Origin of the sequence: Delftia deserti, assembly GCF_042653485.1 — a bacterium.
Lineage (GTDB): Bacteria > Pseudomonadota > Gammaproteobacteria > Burkholderiales > Burkholderiaceae_C > Comamonas > Comamonas acidovorans.
The window spans coordinates 3,251,737-3,274,136 of sequence record NZ_JBHSIH010000001.1; the positions used below are offsets into that span (position 1 = coordinate 3,251,737).

22 protein-coding genes are annotated in these 22,400 nt (G+C 69.5%); 14 read left to right on the forward strand and 8 right to left on the reverse strand.

Annotated features, from left to right (window positions below; all coding sequences use genetic code 11):
- Nucleotides 1-7: 7 nt before the first annotated feature.
- Nucleotides 8-1,603: an AMP-binding protein gene (locus ACFPFG_RS15710; RefSeq protein WP_380107341.1), complete on the reverse strand. Its 1,596-nt coding sequence runs from the start codon at nt 1,601-1,603 to the stop codon at nt 8-10.
- Nucleotides 1,604-1,904: 301 nt separating this feature from the next.
- Here ACFPFG_RS15710 and ACFPFG_RS15715 point away from each other — a divergent pair, with 301 nt between their 5' ends.
- Entirely contained in the window at nt 1,905-2,627 is a 723-nt protein-coding gene (locus tag ACFPFG_RS15715; RefSeq protein ID WP_183020261.1) for a TetR/AcrR family transcriptional regulator, read from the forward strand.
- 26 nt (nt 2,628-2,653) lie between these two features.
- Nucleotides 2,654-3,922 carry a branched-chain amino acid ABC transporter substrate-binding protein gene (locus tag ACFPFG_RS15720; protein WP_197953762.1) on the forward strand — a complete coding sequence of 423 codons (1,269 nt, stop codon included), beginning with the start codon at nt 2,654-2,656 and terminating at the stop codon, nt 3,920-3,922.
- Between the two features lie 29 nt (nt 3,923-3,951).
- On the opposite strand, the gene ACFPFG_RS15725 is transcribed toward ACFPFG_RS15720, so the two are convergent.
- Entirely contained in the window at nt 3,952-4,677 is a 726-nt protein-coding gene (locus ACFPFG_RS15725) for a YggS family pyridoxal phosphate-dependent enzyme (RefSeq protein ID WP_380107343.1), read from the reverse strand.
- 37 nt (nt 4,678-4,714) lie between these two features.
- Here ACFPFG_RS15725 and ACFPFG_RS15730 point away from each other — a divergent pair, with 37 nt between their 5' ends.
- The 4 genes from ACFPFG_RS15730 to ACFPFG_RS15745 all read left to right on the forward strand — a co-directional run bounded on the left by ACFPFG_RS15730 (nt 4,715) and on the right by ACFPFG_RS15745 (nt 8,713).
- Nucleotides 4,715-5,758, forward strand: a complete 1,044-nt coding sequence (locus ACFPFG_RS15730; RefSeq protein ID WP_183020258.1) for a type IV pilus twitching motility protein PilT — start codon at nt 4,715-4,717, stop codon at nt 5,756-5,758.
- 31 nt (nt 5,759-5,789) lie between these two features.
- Nucleotides 5,790-6,422 (forward strand): cyclic nucleotide-binding domain-containing protein, encoded by a 633-nt coding sequence (locus tag ACFPFG_RS15735; RefSeq protein ID WP_183020257.1) that lies wholly within the window; start codon nt 5,790-5,792, stop codon nt 6,420-6,422.
- Between the two features lie 117 nt (nt 6,423-6,539).
- The gene (locus ACFPFG_RS15740; RefSeq protein ID WP_012202997.1) at nt 6,540-7,676 is read left to right on the forward strand and encodes a PilT/PilU family type 4a pilus ATPase; all 1,137 of its coding nucleotides are present in this window, start codon (nt 6,540-6,542) and stop codon (nt 7,674-7,676) included.
- Between the two features lie 125 nt (nt 7,677-7,801).
- Nucleotides 7,802-8,713: an NAD(P)-dependent oxidoreductase gene (locus ACFPFG_RS15745; protein ID WP_013804430.1), complete on the forward strand. Its 912-nt coding sequence runs from the start codon at nt 7,802-7,804 to the stop codon at nt 8,711-8,713.
- Nucleotides 8,714-8,912: 199 nt separating this feature from the next.
- Here the strand turns inward: ACFPFG_RS15745 and ACFPFG_RS15750 are convergent, their stop codons facing one another.
- From ACFPFG_RS15750 to ACFPFG_RS15760, 3 genes are all read right to left on the reverse strand, one after another.
- The gene (locus ACFPFG_RS15750) at nt 8,913-9,644 is read right to left on the reverse strand and encodes a BON domain-containing protein (RefSeq protein ID WP_312370706.1); all 732 of its coding nucleotides are present in this window, start codon (nt 9,642-9,644) and stop codon (nt 8,913-8,915) included.
- On the reverse strand, nt 9,641-10,249 hold the full coding sequence (locus ACFPFG_RS15755) for an SIS domain-containing protein (RefSeq protein ID WP_012202994.1): 609 nt from the start codon (nt 10,247-10,249) through the stop codon (nt 9,641-9,643). Before ACFPFG_RS15755 ends, ACFPFG_RS15750 begins: the two co-directional genes overlap by 4 nt.
- 73 nt (nt 10,250-10,322) lie before the next feature.
- Nucleotides 10,323-10,757 (reverse strand): YraN family protein, encoded by a 435-nt coding sequence (locus ACFPFG_RS15760; RefSeq protein WP_183017364.1) that lies wholly within the window; start codon nt 10,755-10,757, stop codon nt 10,323-10,325.
- Here ACFPFG_RS15760 and rsmI point away from each other — a divergent pair.
- On the forward strand, nt 10,757-11,698 hold the full coding sequence (rsmI, locus tag ACFPFG_RS15765) for a 16S rRNA (cytidine(1402)-2'-O)-methyltransferase (RefSeq protein ID WP_183017363.1): 942 nt from the start codon (nt 10,757-10,759) through the stop codon (nt 11,696-11,698). The genes ACFPFG_RS15760 and rsmI overlap by 1 nt on opposite strands.
- Here rsmI and ACFPFG_RS15770 read toward each other — a convergent pair whose 3' ends face one another.
- The 3 genes from ACFPFG_RS15770 to ACFPFG_RS15780 all read right to left on the reverse strand — a co-directional run bounded on the left by ACFPFG_RS15770 (nt 11,699) and on the right by ACFPFG_RS15780 (nt 14,483).
- Entirely contained in the window at nt 11,699-12,955 is a 1,257-nt protein-coding gene (locus ACFPFG_RS15770) for an Hsp70 family protein (protein WP_380107348.1), read from the reverse strand. It lies immediately after the preceding gene.
- A 116-nt stretch (nt 12,956-13,071) separates the two neighbouring features.
- On the reverse strand, nt 13,072-13,896 hold the full coding sequence (locus ACFPFG_RS15775) for a VOC family protein (protein ID WP_183017361.1): 825 nt from the start codon (nt 13,894-13,896) through the stop codon (nt 13,072-13,074).
- 35 nt (nt 13,897-13,931) lie between these two features.
- Complete coding sequence (locus tag ACFPFG_RS15780) at nt 13,932-14,483, reverse strand: OsmC family protein (RefSeq protein WP_013804436.1); 552 nt, start codon at nt 14,481-14,483, stop codon at nt 13,932-13,934.
- Nucleotides 14,484-14,735: 252 nt separating this feature from the next.
- Between ACFPFG_RS15780 and ACFPFG_RS15785 the strand changes: the two genes are divergently transcribed.
- Genes ACFPFG_RS15785 through ACFPFG_RS15815 form a run of 7 tightly spaced genes read left to right on the forward strand, consistent with a single transcriptional unit; the run spans nt 14,736 to nt 22,394 of the window.
- Nucleotides 14,736-16,409, forward strand: a complete 1,674-nt coding sequence (locus tag ACFPFG_RS15785) for a TIGR04028 family ABC transporter substrate-binding protein (RefSeq protein WP_374619301.1) — start codon at nt 14,736-14,738, stop codon at nt 16,407-16,409.
- A 27-nt stretch (nt 16,410-16,436) separates the two neighbouring features.
- Nucleotides 16,437-17,384, forward strand: a complete 948-nt coding sequence (locus ACFPFG_RS15790; RefSeq protein ID WP_380107351.1) for an ABC transporter permease — start codon at nt 16,437-16,439, stop codon at nt 17,382-17,384.
- Nucleotides 17,381-18,331: an ABC transporter permease gene (locus tag ACFPFG_RS15795; RefSeq protein WP_380107353.1), complete on the forward strand. Its 951-nt coding sequence runs from the start codon at nt 17,381-17,383 to the stop codon at nt 18,329-18,331. Before ACFPFG_RS15790 ends, ACFPFG_RS15795 begins: the two co-directional genes overlap by 4 nt.
- On the forward strand, nt 18,328-20,019 hold the full coding sequence (locus ACFPFG_RS15800; RefSeq protein ID WP_380107355.1) for a dipeptide ABC transporter ATP-binding protein: 1,692 nt from the start codon (nt 18,328-18,330) through the stop codon (nt 20,017-20,019). Before ACFPFG_RS15795 ends, ACFPFG_RS15800 begins: the two co-directional genes overlap by 4 nt.
- Nucleotides 20,000-21,118, forward strand: a complete 1,119-nt coding sequence (locus tag ACFPFG_RS15805; protein WP_380107357.1) for a putative FMN-dependent luciferase-like monooxygenase — start codon at nt 20,000-20,002, stop codon at nt 21,116-21,118. Before ACFPFG_RS15800 ends, ACFPFG_RS15805 begins: the two co-directional genes overlap by 20 nt.
- A complete protein-coding gene (locus ACFPFG_RS15810; RefSeq protein WP_380107359.1) occupies nt 21,115-21,810 on the forward strand; it encodes a CMD domain protein in 696 nt (231 codons plus the stop codon). Before ACFPFG_RS15805 ends, ACFPFG_RS15810 begins: the two co-directional genes overlap by 4 nt.
- Complete coding sequence (locus ACFPFG_RS15815) at nt 21,807-22,394, forward strand: alkylhydroperoxidase domain protein (protein WP_183017353.1); 588 nt, start codon at nt 21,807-21,809, stop codon at nt 22,392-22,394. Before ACFPFG_RS15810 ends, ACFPFG_RS15815 begins: the two co-directional genes overlap by 4 nt.
- Nucleotides 22,395-22,400: the final 6 nt, after the last annotated feature.

Consider the following 22,400-nt stretch of genomic DNA (forward strand, 5'->3'; position numbering starts at 1 on the left):
GTCTTTCTCATTGATCGCGCAGCAAGCGACGCAGCACCTTGCCCGCGCCGGTGGCGGGCAGCGCCTCGATGAAACGCACCTCGCGCGGCGCCTTGTAGCTGGCCATGTTCTCGCGCGACCACTGCACCAGGTCCTCGGCCGCGATCTGCTGGCCCGGCCGCGTGACGATGAAGGCGCGCACGACCTCGCCCTTTTGCGGGTCGGGCACGCCGATCACGGCGGCCTGGGCCACGGCCGGGTGCTTGATGAGGATGGCTTCCACCTCCTCGGGGAAGACGCTGTAGCCCGAGACCTTGATCATTTCCTTGAAGCGGCCGATGAAGGTCAGGTAGCCATCGGCGTCGATGCGGCCCATGTCGCCCGTGTGCACCCAGCCGTTCTTCAGGGTCCTGGCCGTGGCCTCGGGCTTGTTCCAGTAGCCCTTGAAGTTGCCGGGGCCGCGGATGGTGATCTCTCCCACCTCGCCTGCCGGCAGCGGAGCGCCCGTCTCGGGGTCGATGATGCGCACCTCGTTGCCGGGCAGCGGCTTGCCGTGCGTGCCCCAGCGGATGGCTTCGCCGGGCATGGAGGTGTCCATGGTGTGGGTCTCGCTCAGGCCATAGGCCGCCTCGCTGGAGATGCAGTTCGGGGTGAAGCGCTTCCACTGCCGCGCCAGCTCCTCGGTGTAGGCAATGCCGAAGCTGGTCACGGTGTTGCGGCGCAGCGCGGAAAAGTCCATGGCCTCCACGCCCGGCAGCTGCATCACGGCCACGTTCATGGGCGCGATGGTGTACCACCAGGTCACTCGGTAGCGCTCCAGGGCCTGGGCCACGGCCAGCGGGTCGAAGCGGTGCAGCACAACACAGGTGGCGCCGCTGTGCACAGGCATGTTCACGCCCATGGACATGCCGGCAATGTGATAGAGCGGCGCCACGGCCAGCAGCATGTCCCCGGCATTCACGCCCGTGGCGCTGGAGCCCCCGGCCGTCTTGCTGGCCGCGTTGCCGTAGCTGAGCATGGCGCCCTTGGGCAGTCCCGTCGTGCCCGAGGTATAGGTCATCAGCGAGACATCGTCCATGGCGACATCGACGGGCACGGGCTTGGCGCCGCTGTGCATGACATCCCAGAACGATTCCACGCCCTCGGGCAGCGGCTGCACGGGGGCCTGCAGTTCGGGCGGCAGCGCCAGCGTGGCCGATTCAGGAAGCCAGTCGCCATAGCGCACGGCCAGCACATGCCTGAGCGCCGTGCTGGCGCGCACCTTGTCCACCACGGGCAGCAGCACATCGGCCGCGACGATGACGCGGGCCTTGAGGTCATCGAGCTGGTATTGCAGCTCATGCTCCTTGTTCAGCGGCCCGCAGGGGCAGACGATGGCGCCGATCTTCTGGATGCCGTAGTGCGCCACGATGTACTGCGGGCAGTTGTTCATGAACAGCGCCACGGGCTCGCCCCGGCCCACGCCCAGCGCCTGCAGCCGCGCGGCAAAGGCGTCGCTGGCCGCATCCATCTCGGCCCAGCTGATGTGGCGGCCATACCAGATGTAGGCGTCGCGGCCGGGGTGGTTGCGCGCATTGCGGCGCAGGGCCTCATGCAGGGGAATGAGGGTTTCGGAATCCGCCATGCTTGTCTCCTTGGCTCTATTTATTGCACGTTGCTCGGCGTATCGCCTCCAACCCATAAATCAGGCGCGGCCCAGCACAGGGACACCGAGCAAGGGCCGCCCCGCAGCGAGGGTGTCGTCCCCCTCCCGCAAAGCGAGAGAGGGGGGAAGGCGCGAAGCGACTCAGGGGGCGTAGTCGCTCTTAGGGATAGCCTTGATTTGTTTTGGGGTCCAGCGGCTTGCCAATATATACCCGCTGGTAGAACATTGCTACCCATCGGTATAACCATCGCAGCCACCGACGCGACACGAGATTTCCCGCATGCCCAAGCCCCCTGTCACCCCGCGCGGCCGCCAGCGCCTTCCCACGGCCGGCTCCGATGAAAAGCGCGAACGCATCCTCAAGGCAGCCGAGGCCCTGTTCGACCGCAACGGCTACGCCAACACCACGATGGAGCAGATCGTCCAGGCCCTGGGCGTGACCAAGCCCTTCGTCTACTACTACTTCCGCAACAAGCAGGAGATCTTCGAGACCCTGTGCTGGGCGCCCACCGAGGCCTGCTTCACGGTGCTGGACTTCGCGGCCGACGATCCGCGCGCCGCGCACGAGAAGGCCGTGGACGGCCTGCAGCGCCTGATCGCGGCCACCATTGCCCACTATCCGGCGGCCTTCTTTCCCTACCGCGAGCCCCAGGCCTTCAGCCCTGCGTACATGAAGGCCTCGCGCACGCTGGCGCGCCAGTTCTACCGCCAGTTCTGCGCGCTGCTCGAAGAAGGCCGCGCCAGCGGCCACCTGGACTTTCGCGAGACACGCATCACCGCCCAGGCCGCCTGCAGCCTGCCGGGCTTTCTCTACAACTGGTACCGCCCCGGCGGTCGCCTGGGCACGGCCGAGATGGTGGCCGAGCTGACCGAGCTGGCCAGCCGCGTGCTGGGCCTGCGCACGGCGCCAGCCACCGCGCCCGTAGCCATTGCCGCATCCCCCGCAAAAAAAACGCCTGCACGGCGCAGCCGGCCCCGTGCCGAGCCGCCCGGCAAGGACTGACGACCATTCCTTCGAGGAGACAAGACATGCCCGTACGCCGCTTTTCCCGGCCCTCCATCGTTCTCGCCGCCGCCCTGCTGTGCAGCACGGCCGCCCACGCCCAGGGCGGCGAGACCTTCAAGATCGCCTTCATCGACCCGCTGTCCGGCCCCTTCGTCAGCACGGGCGAGCTGATGCGCGACCACGTGCAGTACGCGGTCGAGGACGTGAACGCCAAGGGCGGCCTGTTCAACGGCGCGAAGCTGCAGCTGCTGCAGTTCGACAGCAAGCTCTCGGCCCAGGAAAGCCAGGCCGCGCTGCAGGCGGCCATCGACCAGGGCGCGCGCGTGGTGGTGACGGGAGGTTCGGGCTCTTCGGTGGTGGCGGCCCTGGTGCAGGCAGCCTCGCGCCACAACCAGCGCAATCCGGGCAAGGAGGTGCTGGTGCTCAACCACTCCTCCATCGACCCCGAGCTGACGGGCAAGGCCTGCAGCTTCTGGCACTTCATGTTCGATGCCAACACCGCCATGCGCATGCAGGCGATTGCCAGCTACATCAAGACCCAGCCGGGCATCCGCAAGGTCTACCTGCTCAACCAGGACTACGCCCACGGCAAGCAGTGGGCGGCCTACGGGCGCCAGATGGTGAGCGCGGCCCGGCCCGACATCCAGTTCACGGGCGAGATGCTCCACCCCATAGGCCGGGTCAAGGACTTCGCGCCCTATGTGGCCAAGATCAAGGAAACGGGTGCGGACTCGGTGATCACGGGCAACTGGGGGCAGGACCTGACCCTGCTGCTCAAGTCGGCCGCCGACTCGGGCTATGACCTGCGCTACTTCAACCACAGCGCGGGCGGCATGCCGGGCACGGTGACATCCTTCGCCCAGACCCGCATCGGACAGCTGACCTGGGTGGCCGAATGGCACCCTGGCCAGGCCGGCCGCCCGCTGGCCGACGCCCGCGCCCAGGAATACAAGGCCCGCATGGGCAAGGACTTCCTGGCCCCGCGCATGGACCTGGTGCCGCGCATGCTGGCCGCCGCCATGGCCAAGGCACGGTCCACCGAACCCGTGAAGATCGCGCTGGCCATGGAGGATTTGCAGATGGACACCGTGGTCGGCCCCGTGCGCATGCGCGGCAAGGACCACCAGTTGCTGCTGCCCCAGGTGGTCAATACCATCGCGCCCGTGGACGGCAAGCTGGTCAAGGCCGGCTGGGAAGGCACGAGCTACGGTTTTCGCACCGATGCCGTCTACACGCCCGAGCAGGTAGAACTGCCCACCGATTGTCAGATGAAGCGGCCCGGCAGCCGCTGAGGCTGAATATCCCGCCAGCTACGCCCCGCTCAGCGCGGGGCGTAGTTTCGCTGGCCGAAGATACCGCTGCCCACGCGCACCATCGTGCTGCCTGCGGCCACGGCCGCTTCCAGATCGCCCGTCATCCCCATGGATATCGTGTCGAGGCGCTCCAGCCCCGGCAGGCCGCTGGCGCGGATCTGCGCGAAGACGGCGGTGGCGCGGGCATGCACCTCGCGCTGGGCCTCGAAGCCCGGCGCATCGTCGGGAATGCTCATCACGCCGCGCAGCACCAGGCGCGGCAGCTGCACGATGGCGGCGGCCAGCTCCAGCGCCTGCTGCGGCGCCACGCCGGCCTTGGTCTCGCCGCCATCCACATTCAGCTGGATGCAGACCTGCAGCGGCGCCAGGCCCTCGGGGCGCTGGGCCGACAGGCGCTCGGCGATCTTCAGGCGGTCCACGGTCTGGGCCCAGTCGAAATGCTCGGCCACCAGGCGCGTCTTGTTGCTCTGGATGGGACCTATGCAATGCCATTGCAGGGCCTCGCCGCCCGGCAGGGCCATGGCGCGCACGGCAGCGATCTTGTCCACGCCCTCCTGGATGTAGTTCTCGCCAAAGCTGCGCTCGCCGGCCAGCACGGCCTCGCGCACGGCGTCGGCGCCGAAGGTCTTGGAGACGGACAGCAATTGCACCGAGCCGGCCGTCCGGCCCGCCTGCGCGCAGGCCGAGGCAATCCGTTCGTGAATCTGTTGAAGCTTGTTTTCAATCGTCGTCATAATTGCCGCCAGCGTACCAAACGAGGGAGCGAACTCCGTGGACATCACCCAATTGCTGGCTTTCAGCGTCAAGAACAAGGCCTCCGACCTGCACCTGTCCGCGGGGCTGCCGCCGATGATCCGCGTGCACGGCGACGTGCGCCGCATCAATGTCGATCCGCTGGACCACAAGACCGTCCACGCCATGGTCTACGACATCATGACCGACTCCCAGCGCAAGGCCTACGAGGAGTTCCTTGAGGTGGACTTCTCGTTCGAGATCGAGGGCCTGGCGCGCTTCCGGGTCAACGCCTTCAACCAGTACCGGGGTGCGGCCGCCGTCTTCCGTACCATTCCCAGCAAGATCCTGACGCTGGAGCAGCTCAACGCGCCGCGCATCTTCGCCGACCTGGCGCTGAAGCCTCGCGGCCTGGTGCTGGTGACGGGGCCCACGGGCTCGGGCAAGTCCACCACGCTGGCCGGCATGGTCAACCACCTCAACGAGACCGAGTACGGGCACATCCTGACGGTGGAGGACCCCATTGAATTCGTGCACGACTCCAAGAAGTGCCTGATCAACCAGCGCGAGGTCGGCCCGATGACGCAGTCGTTCTCGGCCGCCCTGCGCTCGGCGCTGCGCGAGGACCCGGACGCCATCCTGGTGGGCGAAATGCGTGACCTGGAAACCATCCGCCTGGCCATGACTGCGGCCGAGACGGGCCACCTGGTCTTCGGCACCCTGCACACCTCCAGCGCCGCCAAGACCATCGACCGCATCATCGACGTGTTCCCCGCCGAGGAAAAGGAGATGGTGCGCGCCATGCTCTCCGAATCGCTGCAGGCCGTGATCTCGCAGACGCTGTGCAAGACCAAGGACGGCCAGGGCCGCATTGCCGCCCACGAAATCATGCTGGGCACCAGCGCCATCCGCAACCTGATCCGCGAGGCCAAGGTGGCCCAGATGTACTCCACCATCCAGACGAGTCAGAATGTGGGCATGCAGACGCTGGACCAGAACCTGACCGACCTGGTGCGGCGCAACCTGATCAGCCCCGCGGAAGCCCGCGCCAAGGCCAAGATACCGGAGAACTTCCCGGGCTGAGCCCTCCCCCTACCGCCTTGCGCCACGCGCCATGAAAAGCATTTTCCGCATGCTGAAAAACGGCCAGGAGGCTTCGGCCCCGGCTACCGAGTCGGCGTTCTTCACGACCACGCTGGCGGCGCATGGCTTTCTGGACCCGCATACGCCGCCCGTTCCCTGGGAGGCCCGCGCCATCGAGGTCGGCGCCACGCGGCTGCCGCGCGGCGGCGGCGGCCAGCTGGAGCAGCTGTGGTCGCGCGACCGCTACCTGGGCCAGCTGGATGCGGCCAGCCTGCAGCGGCTCAGTGAATACTTCATCTACGCGGCCGTGGCACCGCAGCGCGACGTGATCCGCCAGGAGGAGAACGGCAGCTTCATGGCCGTGGTGCTGTCCGGCCAGATCGCCGTGGAGCGCCAGCAGCCCTGGGGCGAGCGCATGCGCCTGGCGCAGACGCGGCCCGGCGACATCCTGGGCGAGATGTCCCTGCTGGACGGCGGGCCGCGCTTTTCCAGCTGCACCACGCTGACCGACTGCGAGATCGGCGTGCTCGGCGCCGAGGCGCTGGACGAGATGATGGTCAAGGACGCCGCGCTGGCCGCCAAGCTGATGGCGCTGCTGGCGCGCAAGCTCTCGTTCCGGCTGCGCGCCATCAGCGTGCGCCTGGGCGAAGAGCAGCACACATAGACAGTGAGTGAGTTGAATATGAGGACGCCTGGCCCCTGCGGGCCGGACCGGCCTACCTGCAAATAACAAAACAACCTGCGCGCCACAACGGCGCGCAATGCCCGGGGGAATACGGCAATGGAAAGAGATCAGGCCACCAAGTTCATCAACGACCTGCTCAAGCTCATGGTCAGCCGCAACGGCAGCGACTTGTTCATCACGGCGGAATTCCCGCCGGCGATCAAGATCGACGGGCGCATCACCAAGGTGTCGCCGCAGCCGCTGTCGCCCGTGCACACGCTGACGCTGGCGCGCTCGGTCATGAGCGACAAGCAGATCGCCGATTTCGAGCGCACCAAGGAGTGCAATTTCGCCATCTCGCCGCCGGGCATAGGGCGCTTTCGCGTCAACGCCTTCATCCAGCAGGGCCGCGTGGGCATGGTGATGCGGACGATTCCGCTGGCCCTGCCCACCATCGACAGCCTGGGCGTGCCCCAGGTGCTCAAGGAGGTGGCCATGACCAAGCGCGGCCTGTGCATCCTGGTCGGCGCCACGGGTTCGGGCAAGTCCACCACGCTGGCCGCCATGGTGGACTGGCGCAACGAGAGCTCCTACGGCCACATCGTGACCATCGAGGATCCCATCGAATTCGTGCACCCGCACAAGAACTGCGTGGTCACGCAGCGCGAAGTGGGCCTGGACACGGACAGCTGGGACGCGGCGCTCAAGAACTCCCTGCGCCAGGCGCCGGACGTGATCCTGATGGGCGAAATCCGCGACCGCGAGACCATGGAGCATGCCATCGCCTTCTCGGAAACCGGCCACCTGTGCCTGGCCACGCTGCACGCCAACAGCGCCAACCAGGCGCTGGACCGCATCGTCAACTTCTTCCCCGAGGACCGCCGCCCGCAGCTGCTGATGGACCTGTCGCTGAACCTGCGCGCCATGGTCTCCCAGCGCCTGCTGCCCAAGCAGGACAGCAAGGGCCGCGTGGCCGCCATCGAGGTGATGCTCAACTCGCCGCTGATCTCCGACCTGATCTTCAAGGGCGAGGTCACCGAGATCAAGGAGATCATGAAAAAGAGCCGCAACCTGGGCATGCAGACCTTCGACCAGGCGCTGTTCGACCTGTTCGAGTCCAACCTGGTCACCTACGAGGATGCACTGCGCAATGCCGACTCGGTCAACGACCTGCGGCTGCAGATCAAGCTGGGCAGCCAGCGCGCCAAGTCGCTGGACCTGGCGGCGGGCACCGAGCATTTCGCCATCGTCTGAGGGGCGTGCCATGCACGCCCTGACCGCGCCTTCAGTGCGCTGAGCCGGCATGCCGGCTCCTTCCAGGGCCGCGCCGGACGCGGCCCTGCGCCACCCGCCTCCCACCACCTCTCAGGATTGCTTTCATGTCCGACTCCTCCATCGCCGCCCGCAGCTATGCGGACACCGCCCCTCTTTCCGTGGCCTTCCTCGGGCTGGGCGTCATGGGCTACCCCATGGCCGGCCACCTGGCCACGGCGGGCCACCGCGTCACGGTCTACAACCGCACGCCGGCCAAGGCCCGCGCCTGGTGCGAGGAGTTCAACGGCGGCCATGCGGCCACGCCGCGCGAGGCCGTGGCCGGCGCCGACATCGTGTTCAGCTGCGTGGGCAATGACGATGACCTGCGCTCGGTCGTGCTGGGGCCGGACGGCGCCTTCGCCGGCATGCGCCGCGGCGCCATCTTCGCCGACCACACGACGGCATCGGCCGAAGTGGCGCGCGAGCTGCATGCGGCCGGGCTGGAGCTGGGCCTGCAGTTCATCGACGCACCCGTCTCGGGCGGCCAGGCCGGCGCCCAGAACGGCCAGCTCACCGTGATGTGCGGCGGCGACCAGGCCGCCTTCGCCACCATGCAGCCCGTGGCCATGGCCTTCTCGCGCGCCTGCACGCTGATGGGCGACAGCGGCGCCGGCCAGCTCACCAAGATGGTCAACCAGATCTGCATTGCGGGCCTGGTCCAGGGCCTGTCCGAGGCCATCGCCTTCGGCCAGCGCGCGGGCCTGGACATTCCCAGCGTGCTCGATGTCATCGGCAAGGGCGCAGCCCAGAGCTGGCAGATGGACAACCGCGGTCGCACCATGGCCGAAGGCAAGTTCGACTTCGGCTTTGCCGTGGACTGGATGCGCAAGGACCTGGGCCTGGTGCTGGCCGAGGCACAGCGCAATGGAGCCCGTTTGCCCGTCACGGCCCTGGTGGACCAGTTCTATGCCGATGTGCAGCAGATGGGCGGCAGGCGCTGGGATACCTCCAGCCTCATCAAGAGGCTCACCCCCTGAGCGGCTTACGCCGCTTCCCCCTCTCTACTTGCTTCGCAAGGGAGGGGGACGACACCATCGCTGCGGGGCGGCCCTTGCTTGGTGTCCCTGGCTTTAGGCCCTGCCAGATTCAAGTGCTATGCCCTGAGGAACGAGATCTTCCTATGTCCAAAACAAAAAGCCGGAACATGTTCCGGCTTTTGCTTTCAGGCGGCGGTGATCACTTCACCGGGGTGGCGGTGGCGCCTGCGGGGGTGGACAGGCTGCTTTCCGAGGGGCTGGTGGGAGCGCTGGCTGCGGCGGCCTTGCCGGAGTCGTCGGTGACCACGGGGGCGGACTGGGGCTGCATGCGGGCCAGTTCGTCCTCGGAGATGACTTCGACCACGCGCACGACCTTGGTCACGTCGTTGATGCCGCGTGCAATCTCGGCGCCGCGCCTGGCTTCGCGCGGGGTGACGATGCCCATCAGGAAGACGACCTTGTTCTCGGTCACGACCTTGAAGGCCGAGGCCTGGATGTCCTTGGCGTCCAGCAGGCTGGCCTTGACCTGGGTGGTGATCAGCGTGTCCTTGGAACGCTGGCTCAGCGTGGAGGTGAAGGGGGCCACCACCACTTCGTTGAAGACATTGCGCACCGTGGTCTGCTCGCGCACGATCTTCTCGATGGTCTGGCGGTCCGCCTCGTTGCCGGCCTCGCCGGTCAGCAGCACCTGGCGGTTGTAGCTGGTGACGTTGACATGGGCCTTGTCGCCCAGCACCTCGGCGATGCGGTTGTTGGCGCGCAGCTCGATGCCCTGGTCTTCCACCTGGGTGCCGGTGGTGCGGCGGTCCGCCACCGACATGCCGGCCATCACGGCGCTGCCGCCCACCAGGGCGACGCAGCCCGACAGGGCGGCGCCCAGGGACGCGACGGCGAGCACGGCGCAGGCGGCGCGGGACCAACGGAACTTCATAAAGGCATCTCCTGTTCACCCAGAAGTTGGGCATCCACGCCGTCGCACAGGCAGTGCAGCACCAGCGTATGGGTTTCGCGCACGCGCGCCGCACGGTCGTGCGGCACGCAGATCAGAACATCGGTCTCGCGCACGCGGCCGGCCAGGGAGCCGCCCGTGCGGCCGGTCAGCACCACGGCCATCATGTCGCGCTCATGGGCGGCATCCAGTGCTTCGAGCACGGCCACGTCGTTGCCCGTGGCGGACAGCACCAGCAGCAGGTCGCCGGGCTGGCCCAGGGCGCGTATCTGGCGCGCCAGGTACTGGGTGGCGTTGCCGCCCGAGCCCGTGGCGCCCACGGTGCCCAGCAGGCCGCCATCGGAGACCAGGGCCACGGCAGCCAGCTCGGGCCGGTCGCGCTCGAAGCCGGCCACGCACAGGGCGGCGAAGAGTTGGGCATCGCTGGCAGAGGCGCCCGCGCCGCAGGCCAGGACCTTGCCGCCACTTGTCACGCAGGCCAGCATGGCCTGCACTGCCGCCGCAATGGGCTGGCTCAGCGCCTGGGCGGCCTGGTATTTCAGGTCGGCGCTGTCGATGAAATGCTGTTGGATACGTTGCTCAAGCATGGAGGCCCGATGATAACTGCCGCCCTTGAAGTCTTTCGTAGCCAGGCGTTATTTGTGCTGCAGCGGTAACGGATCAGGCGCCTTCGGCGTCAAAGGCGGCCTGGAGCCACTGCACGCCCGGCCCTGCGCCCGGATGGCCGGTGCTGCCGGGCTCGACCAGCACCACGTCGAAGCGGCAAGGCGGCGGCGCGGACCATCGCATCAGGTAGTGGCGCGCCGCAAATACGATGCGCCGCTGCTTGGTGGCGCCGATGCTGGCGCCGGCACCGCCGAAGGCACGCGTTCCCCGGCTGCGCACCTCGACGAAGACCACGGTGCCGTCGCGCGCCTGCACGATGAGGTCGATCTCGCCGCCGCCGCGGCCCGGCGTCCGATAATTGCGCTCGACCAGACGCAGGCCGGCCGCCTGCAGATGGGCCAGCGCCGCATCCTCGGCCTGCTGGCCCCGGTGCCGGGTCGTGAGGGCAGACGGCCCCGCGCCTGCCGGCTTTTTCGCAAGGAAACCCATTGACTACCTCTTTCGCCACCGCGCTGGGCGCAGCCAAGGATGCTGCGGCATCCCAGCATTATCCGCAGGGCGCCCTCTACGTGGTGGCCACTCCCATCGGCAACCTGGCCGACATCAGCCTGCGCGCCCTGCATGTGCTGCAGCTGGTGGACTGCGTGGCCTGCGAGGACACGCGCCACACGCAGGGCCTGCTGCGCTCCTATGGACTGGACCGGCCCGGCAGCCAGCTGCTGGCCGTGCACCAGCACAATGAGGCCGAGGCGGCCCAGCAGATCGTGGCGCGGCTGCAGCAGGGCCAGCGCATCGCCTATGTCAGCGACGCGGGCACGCCCGGCGTCAGCGACCCCGGCGCACGACTGTGCGCAGCCGTGCAGGCCGCAGGCCTGCGCTGCATTCCGCTGCCCGGCGCCAGCAGCATCACGGCCGCCATCAGCGTGGCCGGAGCGGTCACGCCTTCGCAGGGCGAGGCAGGGTTCGTATTCGCGGGCTTTCTGCCCACCAAGTCGGCCGAGCGCCTGGCCGCCGTGCAGCAACTGGCACTGCAGCCGCGCTGCACCGTGCTGCTGGAAGCCCCCCACCGCATTGCCGACCTGGCCGCCGCCCTGGCCACGCTGGGCGAGCGCCCGGTGACGCTGGCGCGCGAGATCACCAAGCAGTTCGAGGACATTGCCACCATGCCCGCCAGCGCGCTGCCGGCCTGGCTGCAGGCCGTGCCCCAGCGCAGCAAGGGCGAGTTCGCCGTGGTGCTGCACCCTGTGGCCCTGGGTGGCGATGAGGCCGACGCCGACGCCCTGCGCGTGCTGCGCCTGCTGCTGGCCGAGCTGCCCACCAAGACCGCCGTGCGCCTGGCCGCCGAGATCACGGGCGCACCGCGCAACCGCCTCTACGACGCCGCGCTGGCGATCAAGCAGGCCGCCGAGGAGGACGGCGACGCGGATTGATCAGGCATACGCGAGGCCGGTGGCCACGCCGCCGAACAGGTCGCCCTCGACCTGCGGCACGCCGGGGAAAGCATCGCGCAGCGCATCGCGCAGCGTGCGCAGGGCCGATGAGCCGCCCGTGAGGTAGATGGCGTCCAGCGCCTGGGGCGCCACGCCGGCCAGGCGCAGGCAGTCCTGGGCGCAGGCCACGACCTGTTGCAGCGGGCCTTGCAGCTGCTCGTGCAGCACCTCGGGCGAGATGGCGGCGGACAGGCCCGATTCCAGCCAGCCCAGCTCGATGGCCGCTTCGGCATGGCGCGTGGAGGCCTCGATCTTGGCCTGCTCCACCACGGCGGCCAGGCGGTGGCCTTCGCGCAGTTCCAGCACTTCCATCAGGCGCTTGTGCAGGCGCTGGTCGCTGTAGTCGGTGCGCAGGTTGCGCGCCTCGGCCAGGGCCTTGGGCGAGTACAGCCACTGGATCAGGTGCCAGGTCGAGAGGTCGAAGAACACGCGGCTGGGCACTTCGCGGCCGCTGGGGCCGGTGTGGCGGTAGCCCAGCAGCGGCATGAGCTGGGCCAGATTGAGCCGGTGGTCGAAGTCCGTGCCGCCGATGTGCACGCCGCTGGTGGCCAGGATGTCGTCGCGGCGGTCGCTGCGGCCGGCCTGCTCGGGGCCCAGGCGCACGACGGTGAAGTCGGAGGTACCGCCGCCGATGTCCACCACCAGCACCACGGATTCCTGCGTGAGGCGCTGCTCGTAGTCCAGCGCGGCGGCAATGGGCTCCATCTGGAAATCCACTTCGCCCAGGCCTGCGGCGCGCGCGGCATCGGCCAGGGCCTGCTGGGCCAGGCGGTCGCGCTCGGGATGGTCGTCCACGAAATGCACGGGCCGGCCCAGCACCACGCGCTCGGGCAGGCGGCCGTCCAGCGAGGCACGTGCCCGGTCGGCCACGCGTCGCAGGAACAGGCCGATGATGTCCTGGTAGCTCACGAACTGGTCGTGCACAGCCGTCTTTTCCTGCAGCAGCGCACTGCCCAGCAGGCTTTTGAGGGAGCGCATGAGCCGGCCCGGCTCGCCGTCCAGGTACTGGGCCATGGCGTCGCGCCCGAAATGGGTGCTGTGCTCGTCCGTATGGAAGAACAGTGCCGTGGGCATGCCGCAGGCTTCGCCCTCCAGCGGCAGCAGGCGTGCGGCCTGGCCGGAGGCGCGCCAGGCCATGGCGGAGTTGGAGGTACCGAAATCTATGCCCAGCGTGGCAGGAGTGGAAGCAGTCGTCATGGCAAGCAGCGCCGCGCCACGGCGCCCCTCAAGGAAGGCCGCGGCTGCAACGAAAACGCCCACCGGGGTGGGCATGGGTGTCAGCGGGGCGCCATTCTAGCGCCCACGCATTTCGCCTAGGCGGCGGCGGTTTCCCTGGCCGGGGAAGCCTGGGCCAGCACGATGCGCGCGCCATGCGTGGCGGTCTCGTCCAGCGCCAGCGCAGACGCGGGCTGGCGTACCTCCAGCTCGATGGCATAAGGGCCTTCACCGCGCGTGGCCAGACGGTGGCCCAGGGTGCCCGTGGCAACGCCCTGGGCGGGAGCAGCCAGCACCAGCGCGGTGGCGCCCAGCCTCAGCGATGCGCGGTAGGCGCTGCCGTCGTCCGACAGCCGGGCCTCGCCAATGCCGGCGCCCTCGCCCAGCAGCGCGCGCCAGCGTTCCAGGCTGGCGCGCAGGTCATGCACGGCCACATGCAGGCGCGCCACGCCGGCCGCGCCATTGGCATGCACGCGCGCCCCGCCCTCGGGCACGCGCAGGGCGCGCGGCGTGAGGTCGCCGCAGAGAAAGGGCAGGTCCTGGCTGCGGGCGCGTGCATTGCGCCAGCGCAGCTGGGCACCGTCGGGGCGCAGGCGGCCGCCTTCGTAGGGCGCCTCGTAGTCCAGGCCGCGCGCCTGGGCGGCGGCAACCACGGCGCCAGTCTCGGTGGGCAGCAGCGCGAAATCGACAATGCCCTCGCCATGGCGCTGCAGCTGCTGCCACCAGCGCTCCTCGGGCGCGGGTGCGCGCCAGGCGATGAGTTCGAAATAGGCGCCGTCGGCAAACACCACCAGGGCGTTGTGCGTGGAGCGGCCCGGGTGCTCGCCGCCGCGCAGCACGTTGAAGCCCAGCGCGGTGTAGTCGGCAATGGTGCGTTCCAGGTCCTGGACCGCGATGACGATGTGGTCGAGTGGCAGGGTCATGGCAGGGGTGCTTTCTGCAAGAGGCTGCGAGAGGTTCAGGCCGCCAGGCGCGCGGCGGCGCTGGAGTCGGTGTGGCGCACTTCGGCGCGGATGTTCTGCGGATTGCGCAGCAGGTTGAGGATGGGGCAAGTGCGCTCCACGGCCTCGAACAGCGCATCGATCTCGGCGCGGCTGGCGGGCGAGTCGATGTGCACGGTGTAGCCGATCTCATGCGGCCAGATGGGCGTGGCCTCGTGGCCGGGCTTGCCGCCGCGCGGGTCGATGATGCCCGTGACCTCGACCTCCAGGCTCTCCACGGGCACCTGGCGCTCGGCCGCCTGGATCAGAAAGATGTGGGTCACGCAGGTGCCCAGCACGCCCAGCTGCAGCTCGGGCGAGCTGGGGCCGAGGTTGTAGCCCGCGAAGTCGGGCGGGCTGTCGCTGATGACCTGGTGCTCGCGGATGCGCAGGCGGCGTACGCCGCTGCGGCCCTCGGCGCGCACATGGGCCTTGAGGTGGGCGGGCTGTGCCGTGCCGGCCGCGACGGCGGCGCTGCGGGCGAGCACGGCGGCGCGCTTTTCGGCGAGGTATTCGTTGAGATGGCTCATGGACGGGCTTTCGGTGAAGGAAGTACCAGCCCATTGTTGGGACCGCCGCATGCGCGGCAAACAAACGAATCCGTCTGCGCTTATGCACTGGGCAGATATGCGGGAGCTCCCATCCCTTAGTCGTTTTCCAAATAACGATGCAACTCGATATATGAGCACAAATATTTGGCATCGATAGCATGAAAAACATGGAGCCGGTCCTGTGGCCGGCAGTCTTGTTTTTCAGCGCCCCAGCGGCGGCGAGGTACGAACGTGTTTTCCCAATCGAAGGCGGGTCAGGTGGCATGGAAGGCCGCGATAGCGGTATTGGCGGGCAGCAGCCTGCTGCTGGCGGCGTGCTCCCGGCAGGCGGACACGGCCCAGGCCGGCGCATCGTCTGGCCCTGTGGAAGGCGGCACCCTGGTCTATCTGGAGCAGCAGGCCCATACCAACCTCTATCCGCCGGCCGGGGGCTTCTACCCCAATGGCGGCGTGCTCAACCAGATCACCGACAAGCTGACCTACCAGGACCCGAAGACGCTGGAGATCCAGCCCTGGATCGCCGAGTCCTGGACGGTGAATGCCGACGCTACCGAGTACCGTTTCAAGCTGCGGCCCGGCGTCACCTTCTCCGATGGCACACCGCTGGACGCGGCGGCCGTGGCGCGCAACTTCGACACCTACGGCCTGGGCAACAAGGCGCTCAAGCAGCCCGTGTCCGAGGTGATCAACAACTACGAGCGCAGCGAGGTGGTCGACCCGCTGACGGTGAAGTTCTTCTTCAGGAAGCCTTCACCGGGCTTCCTGCAGGGCACCTCGGTGATCGGCTCGGGCCTGGTCTCGCCGGCCACGCTGGACCGCCCCTTCGAGGAGCTGGGCGATGCCACCCGCATCATCGGCTCCGGTCCCTTCGTGGTGGCCAGCGAGACGCTGGGCAAGGAACTGGTGCTCAAGGTGCGCAAGGACTATGCCTGGGGTCCTGCAAAGCTGGCCCACCAGGGCCGCGCGCGGCTGGACGAGGTGAAGTTCATCGTCACGCCCGAGGACAGCGTGCGCATCGGCGCGCTGCTGGCCGGGCAGGCCGGGCTGATCCGCCAGATCCAGGCCTATGACGAAAAGCGCGTCGAGGACCAGAAGTTCAGCATCTACGCCCCGCCCACGCGCGGTGTGAACAACAGCGTGGCCATCCGCCCGGACAACGCCCTGGTGGCCGACCTCAAGGTGCGCCAGGCCCTGCTGCATGGCACCAACACCAAGGAGATCGTGGAGACGCTGTTCTCGCCGCGCTATCCGCAGGCGCGCTCGGTGATTGCCTCCACGGCGGCCGGCTTCGTGGACCTGTCGGCCAAGCTGGCCTATGACGAGGCCAAGGCGAAACAGCTGCTGGACGAGGCCGGCTGGACGCTGGGCGCCAACGGCCTGCGCCAGAAGGACGGCCGCGATTTCGTGCTGTCCACCTACGAGTCCCTGCCCCAGCCGCAGAACAAGGAGACGCTGCAGCTCGTGGCCCAGCAATGGGCGCGCATCGGCGTCAAGCTCAACGTGCTGTCGGGCGACGCGGGCAGCCGCGCCGTGGACACGCTGGACCCCGACAAGACCGGCGTGCTGCCCGGCATGGTGGGCCGCGCCGATCCCGACGTGATCAAGAGCAACTACTACCCGACCAACCGCAACGTGCTGCTGCAAAAGGGCGGCGTGAGCCAGAAAGTCAAGTCCTTCGAGGACACCAAGCTCAACGGCCTGTTCGACGCCATCGCGGCCGAGACCGATGCTGCCAGGCGCCTGGCGCTGGCCGGCGAGGTGCAGAACTACCTGATCGACCAGGCCTATGTGATTCCCATCTTCGAGGAGCCCCAGGCCTTTGCAGGCGCGGGCTGGGTGCGCGACGTGGGCTTCGAGGCCGTGGGCCGGCCCAGCTTCTACAGCACCTGGCTGGCCAGGCGCTGAACGGAACGTCCCCTGAGGAACCGCTCCATGCCGCGCCGCTATCTGCTCAGCCGCATCGCCCAGGCCGCCCTGGTGCTGTGGGCGGCCTTCACGGTCTCGTTCATCCTGCTGCAGCTGCTGCCGGGCGACGCCGTGCTGATCAAATTCCTGAACCCCGAGCTGGGCCTGGGCCCGCAGGAGATCGCCGACATCCGCGCCGCCTACGGCTCGGACCAGCCCGTTTGGCAGCAGTACCTGCACACGCTGGGCCAGTTCCTCACGGGCCATTTCGGCTATTCGCTGCAGGCCGGCGTGCCGGTGAGCCAGGGCCTGGCCACCAGCCTGCCGCCCACGCTCAGGCTCGCGGCCCTGGGCTTTGCCGCAGCCGCGCTGCTGGCCGTGGCGCTGGCGGTGGCTGCCAGCCTGGCGCCCTTTGCCTGGCTGCGCAACGCGCTGTATTCGCTGCCTTCGGTCTTTGTCTCGGTGCCCGTGTTCTGGCTGGGGATCATGCTGATCCAGGTGGTGTCGTTCCGCCTGGGCTGGATCGCCGTGATCAATCCCGGCCCCTGGGAAGGACTGGTGCTGCCCACGCTGACCCTGGCCGTGCCGATCTCGGCGCCGCTGGCCCAGGTGCTGCTGCGCAATATCGACGCCGTGCTGGCCCAGCCCTTCGTGGCCGTGGCGCGGGCCAAGGGCGCCTCGCGCCGCTGGGTGCTGCTGCGCCATGTGGCACGCAATGCCCTGCTGCCCACGCTGACCATTGCCGGCGTGCTGTTCGGCGAGCTGCTGGCCGGCGCCGTGGTGACGGAGGCCGTGTTCGGCCTCAACGGCCTGGGCACGCTGACCCAGCAGGCCGTGGGCAACCAGGACACGGCCGTGCTCCAGGCCGTGGTGGTCGTCTCGGCAGCGGCCTTCGTACTCATCAACCTCGCCGTGGATCTGCTGTACCCGCTGCTTGATCCGCGCCTGCGCCATTCCGTGGAGAACCGGCCATGAACACCGCCGTCTCAAGCGCTCTTTCCCCGGCCCTGGATGCCCAGGCCGCGCCCGCCACTCCCATTCCCACGGCGCTGCCAGCGTCGTCCCCGGCCTCTGCGCCAACCGCCCCGCGCCGCAGCTTCGCCTTGCCGGCCCGCCTGCAATCCCTGAAACGCCTGCCGCCCACGCTGGCCCTGGCCTGGCTGGTGATTGCCGTGGCCGCGCTGTGGGCGCTGGCGCCCGGCTGGTTCGCTCACCAGAACCCGATCGCGGGCCAGGCCGGCCAGCAGCTGCTGGCGCCCAGCGCCGCGCACTGGCTGGGCACGGACGCGCTGGGGCGCGACCTGTGGGCACGCGTGGTGCACGGCGCCGTGCATTCGCTGTCGGGCGCCTTCGTGGCCGTGGGCGTGGGCCTGGCCGTGGGCACGCTGATCGGCCTGCTGGCCGGGGCCACGGGCGGGCGCACGGAAGATGCGCTGATGCGCCTGGTCGATGTGCTGCTGGCCGTGCCTTCGCTGCTGCTGTCTCTGACCATCATCATCGTGCTGGGCTTTGGCACCATCAACGCGGCCATTGCCGTGGGCGTGGTCTCGGTGGCCAGCTTCGCGCGCCTGGTGCGCTCGGAGGTGGTGCGCGTGCGCCGCTCCGACTACGTGGAGGCCGCCTTCGGCAGCGGCGGGCGCTTTGCCGCCGTGCTGTGGCGCCATGTGCTGCCCAACTCGCTGACGTCGGTCATCGCCATGGCGGCGCTGCAATTCGGCTCGGCGATCCTGGCGATTTCCACGCTGGGTTTTCTGGGCTACGGCGCGCCGCCGCCCACGCCCGAATGGGGGCTGCTGATCGCCGAGGGCCGCAACTACATCGCCACCGCCTGGTGGCTGACCACGGCGCCGGGCCTGATCGTGGTGGCCGTGGTGCTGGCGGCCAACCGCATCGCCACGGCCTTTGCGCGGAGGCCTGCATGAGCGCCGCCATCGAGGAAGGCATCCACGCCGCACCAGCGGTGGCAACCACCGCCCCCGTGCTCGAAGTGCAGGACCTGGCCGTGGCCTACCGCGATGCCGCAGGCCGGGCGCAGCGCGTGGTGCACGGCGTGTCGTTTTCCGTGGCGCCGGGCGAAGTGGTGGCCCTGGTCGGCGAATCGGGTTCGGGCAAGACCACCACGGCCCAGGCCGTGATCGGCCTTTTGGCCGACAACGGCCAGCGCGAGCACGGCAGCATCCGCCTGCAGGGCACCGAGGTCTCGGGCTGGCCGGCCGCGCGCTGGAACACCATCCGTGGCCGCGTGGTCAGCCTGGTGCCGCAGGACCCCACCATGTCGCTGAACCCCGTGCGCACGGTGGGCGACCAGGTGGGCGAGATCCTGCGCATCCACGGACTGCGCGACCGCACGGCCGTGGAGGCGCGCATGCTGGAGCTGCTGGCCCGCGTGGGCCTGTCCCAGCCCGCGCTGCGCGCACGCCAGTATCCGCACGAACTGTCGGGCGGCATGCGCCAGCGCGTGCTGATCGCCATCGCCATCGCGCTGCAGCCCGCCCTCATCATTGCCGACGAGCCCACCAGCGCGCTGGACGTGACCGTGCAGCGGCGCATCCTGGACCTGATCGACGCGCTGCGCCGCGAAACCGGCACGGCCGTGCTGCTGGTCACGCATGACCTGGGCGTGGCGGCCGACCGCTCGCACCGCCTGGTCGTCATGCAGGGCGGCCGCATCCAGGAGCAGGGCCCCACGCTGGAGCTGCTGCGCAATCCGCAAAGCGCCTACACGCGGCGGCTGCTGGCCGATGCGCCTTCGCTGGCGCCGGCACCACGCCGCACGCCCAGGCCCGCCACGGCCGATGACTGGGCCATCGAGGTCGAGGACCTGGTGCACGAGTTCGCGGCGCCCGGCCGTGCCTCCGCCCACGGGCGCGGCATCTTCCGTGCCGTGGATGGAGTCTCGCTGCGCGTGCTCCGGGGCAGCACGCATGCCATCGTGGGCGAGTCGGGCTCGGGCAAGACCACCACCATCCGCAGCATTGTGGGCCTGGGCCGCCCCACGGCGGGCCGCATCCGCATCGAAGGCACCGAGGTCACGGGCCTGCGCGGCGAGGCCCTGCGCCAGCTGCGCCGCCGCGTGCAGCTGGTCTACCAGAACCCATTCAGTTCTCTGGACCCGCGCCAGAGCGTGTTCGACATCATCGAGGAGCCCCTGCTGAACTTCGACCCGCTACCCGCCAGTGAGCGCCGCCGGCGCGTGCACGACATGCTGGAGCGCGTGGGCCTGCCGCCCGCCGTGCTGCAGCGGCGCCCGCATGCGCTGTCGGGCGGCCAGCGCCAGCGTGTGGCGATTGCGCGCGCCTTGGTGCTGCAGCCGCAAGTGCTGGTGCTGGACGAGGCCGTATCGGCCCTGGACGTGACCGTGCAGGCGCAGATCCTGGCCCTGCTCGCCCAGCTGCAGCAGGACCTGGGGCTGACCTATCTCTTCATCTCGCACGACCTTGCCGTGGTGCGCCAGATTGCCGACACGGTGTCGGTGCTGCGCGCGGGCCGGGTGGTGGACGCGGGCAGCGTGGAGGAGGTGTTCCAGCGCCCCACCAGCGACTACACGCGCGAACTCATGGACGCCATTCCCGGCAAAAGGAGCATTGATTTTGTCCCTCACCCCGCCTGATACCAACCCTGGCCACGGCTCCCGCAGCGGCCCGCGCCTGGGCTTCTTCAGCCGCCTGCTCGACGACGCGCCGGCCGGCGAGCGCTACCGCCTGGTGGCCGAGCAGATCGCCCATGCCGAGGCCCAGGGCTTCGACTCGGCCTGGGTGGCCCAGCACCATTTCCATGAAAGCGAGGGCGGCCTGCCCTCGCCCTTCGTCTTCCTGGCCCATGTGGCGGCGCGCACGCGGCGCATCCGCATCGGCACGGGCGTGATCACGCTGCCGCTGGAAAACGCGCTGCGCGTGGCCGAGGATGCGGCCGTGCTGGACCTGCTGACCGGCGGCCGCCTGGAAGTGGGCCTGGGCACGGGCGGCACGGCCGAATCCTTCGAGGCCTTTGGCGTGCAGGGCGCCGAGCGCGGCGCCGTCTTCGCACGCAACTTCGGCGTGCTGCAGGACGCCTGGGCCGGGCGTGCGCTGGCCGGCGGCGTGCACCTGTACCCGGCCGCGCCGCAGCTGCTGGAGCGCGTCTGGCAGGCCACGTTCTCGGCCGAGGGCGGCGCGCGGGCCGGTGCCAACGGCGACGGCCTGATGCTGTCGCGCACCCAGCCACGGCCCGAAGGCGCGCCGCAGGCCACGCTGTCCGAGATCCAGAACCCCATCATCGACGCCTACCTCGCCCGCCTGCCCGCAGGGCGGGCGCCGCGCATCCTGGGCTCGCGCACGCTGTTCGTGGCCGACCGCCGAGACGAGGCGTTGCGCTGGGCCGAGGCCGGCCTGCGCCGCGTGGCCCTGCGCCATGCGGCCCAGCCCTCGCAATGGGCGGCCCGCGTCGATCCGCAGGCGCCGCTGGCCGATCTCATCGCCGCCTACGACGTGCATGTGGGCACGCCCGACGAGGTCATCGCCTCGCTGCACGCCGACACGGCGCTGGCGCGCGTGAGCGACATCGCCTTCCAGGTGCATTCCATCGACCCGCCGCATGCCGCCATCCTGCGCTCCATCGAACTGACGGCCGCCCATGTGGCCCCGGCCCTGGGCTGGCGCCGCGCCGATGTGTCCGCCCCAGCGCCCTCTTCCCTCCCCGCAGTCCGGGCCGGACTGCTGCAAGCCGCATGACCATGAACACCACCGTAGCGCCCCGCTTTCCCGGCGACGTGATCGACCACCTCGCCGACATCACCCCCGGCAGCGCCCTGGACCGCGTGCGCCGCCACCGCACCGAGGCACGCACGCAGGCCCAGCAAAGCTTTGCAGCCCTGTTCACGCCCGCCGAGCCCGTGCCCGGCACGGTCTCGCTGCGCGAGCGGCTGGCCCTGGCCGCCTTCACGGCCGGGCTGCATGGCGAGCCACGCAGCGCCGCCTTCTATGCGAAGGCGCTGGCGGCCGAAGATGCGGAACTGGCTGCCGCCGTGGCATCCGAAGTGGTGCGTGGCCGCGCGCAGAGCCTGCAGGCCGGCAGCGGCCCGCATGGTCCCTACGGCAGCTACCCGGCAGGCCCGCTGAGCCGCGAGGACCAGAGCGGCCCCGCCTATGCCGTGGACCCCGCCCACGCCGCACTGCTGGGCGCGCGCCTGGCCGCGGCGCTGGCCCATGCCCACTTGCTGGCCTACCACCCGCGCGACGCCAGCGCCGGGGCCCTGCAGGCGCTGCAACAGGCGGGCTGGAGCGAGACGGACATCGTCATCCTGTCCCAGCTGGCGTCCTTCCTGTCCTTCCAGATCCGCGTGGTGGCGGGGTTGCGCGTGCTGGCTGCACGCCCCGCGCCCCCGGCAGTCCGTCAACCCAACACCCTGCAAGCCCAGCCATGACCTCAACGAACTCCGCCGCTCCCCAGGTCTTCACCCAGGATCAGCTCGACTGGCTGCCATGGATTGAGCCACTGGACGAAAGCGAGCTGACCGAGCGCCACCATGCGGGCCTGGTCGATGCATCACGCGCGCAGTCGCCCTACTTCCGCCTGCTGGCGCGCGACCCCGACACGCTGGGCGCGCGCACGCGCACCGACAAGGACATCTTCTACAACCCCGACGCCGGCCTGCCGCGCGCCGAGCGCGAGCTGGCCGCTGCAGCCACCTCGCGCGCCAATGGCTGCATCTACTGCGCCTCGGTCCATGCGCGCTTTGCCACGCACTTCTCGCGCCGGGGCGGCGACGTGCAGCGCCTGCTCGACGAAGGCCCGGGCACGGACCTGGGGCCGCGCTGGAATGCCATCGTCACGGCCGCCGTGGCGCTGACCCAGACCCCGCCTGCGCTGGAGCCCGCCCACATCGATGCGCTGCGCACCGCAGGCCTGGACGATGCCGCCATCTCCGATGTGCTGCACGGCACGGCCTTCTTCAACTGGGCCAACCGGCTCATGCTGTCGCTGGGCGAGCCACGGACCACGGCTTGAGGGCGC

Coding starts and splice junctions, on each gene's coding strand:
- ACFPFG_RS15810 (WP_380107359.1), top strand. CDS start 21,115: ATGACCATGAACACCACCGTAGCGCCCCGCTTTCCCGGCGACGTGATC.
- ACFPFG_RS15770 (WP_380107348.1), bottom strand. CDS start 12,955: ATGACGACTGCTTCCACTCCTGCCACGCTGGGCATAGATTTCGGTACC.
- ACFPFG_RS15745 (WP_013804430.1), top strand. CDS start 7,802: ATGTCCGACTCCTCCATCGCCGCCCGCAGCTATGCGGACACCGCCCCT.
- ACFPFG_RS15720 (WP_197953762.1), top strand. CDS start 2,654: ATGCCCGTACGCCGCTTTTCCCGGCCCTCCATCGTTCTCGCCGCCGCC.
- ACFPFG_RS15775 (WP_183017361.1), bottom strand. CDS start 13,896: ATGACCCTGCCACTCGACCACATCGTCATCGCGGTCCAGGACCTGGAA.
- ACFPFG_RS15800 (WP_380107355.1), top strand. CDS start 18,328: ATGAGCGCCGCCATCGAGGAAGGCATCCACGCCGCACCAGCGGTGGCA.
- ACFPFG_RS15715 (WP_183020261.1), top strand. CDS start 1,905: ATGCCCAAGCCCCCTGTCACCCCGCGCGGCCGCCAGCGCCTTCCCACG.
- ACFPFG_RS15795 (WP_380107353.1), top strand. CDS start 17,381: ATGAACACCGCCGTCTCAAGCGCTCTTTCCCCGGCCCTGGATGCCCAG.
- ACFPFG_RS15790 (WP_380107351.1), top strand. CDS start 16,437: ATGCCGCGCCGCTATCTGCTCAGCCGCATCGCCCAGGCCGCCCTGGTG.
- ACFPFG_RS15725 (WP_380107343.1), bottom strand. CDS start 4,677: ATGACGACGATTGAAAACAAGCTTCAACAGATTCACGAACGGATTGCC.
- ACFPFG_RS15735 (WP_183020257.1), top strand. CDS start 5,790: ATGAAAAGCATTTTCCGCATGCTGAAAAACGGCCAGGAGGCTTCGGCC.
- ACFPFG_RS15780 (WP_013804436.1), bottom strand. CDS start 14,483: ATGAGCCATCTCAACGAATACCTCGCCGAAAAGCGCGCCGCCGTGCTC.
- ACFPFG_RS15760 (WP_183017364.1), bottom strand. CDS start 10,757: ATGGGTTTCCTTGCGAAAAAGCCGGCAGGCGCGGGGCCGTCTGCCCTC.
- ACFPFG_RS15740 (WP_012202997.1), top strand. CDS start 6,540: ATGGAAAGAGATCAGGCCACCAAGTTCATCAACGACCTGCTCAAGCTC.
- ACFPFG_RS15750 (WP_312370706.1), bottom strand. CDS start 9,644: ATGAAGTTCCGTTGGTCCCGCGCCGCCTGCGCCGTGCTCGCCGTCGCG.
- ACFPFG_RS15755 (WP_012202994.1), bottom strand. CDS start 10,249: ATGCTTGAGCAACGTATCCAACAGCATTTCATCGACAGCGCCGACCTG.
- ACFPFG_RS15710 (WP_380107341.1), bottom strand. CDS start 1,603: ATGGCGGATTCCGAAACCCTCATTCCCCTGCATGAGGCCCTGCGCCGC.
- ACFPFG_RS15815 (WP_183017353.1), top strand. CDS start 21,807: ATGACCTCAACGAACTCCGCCGCTCCCCAGGTCTTCACCCAGGATCAG.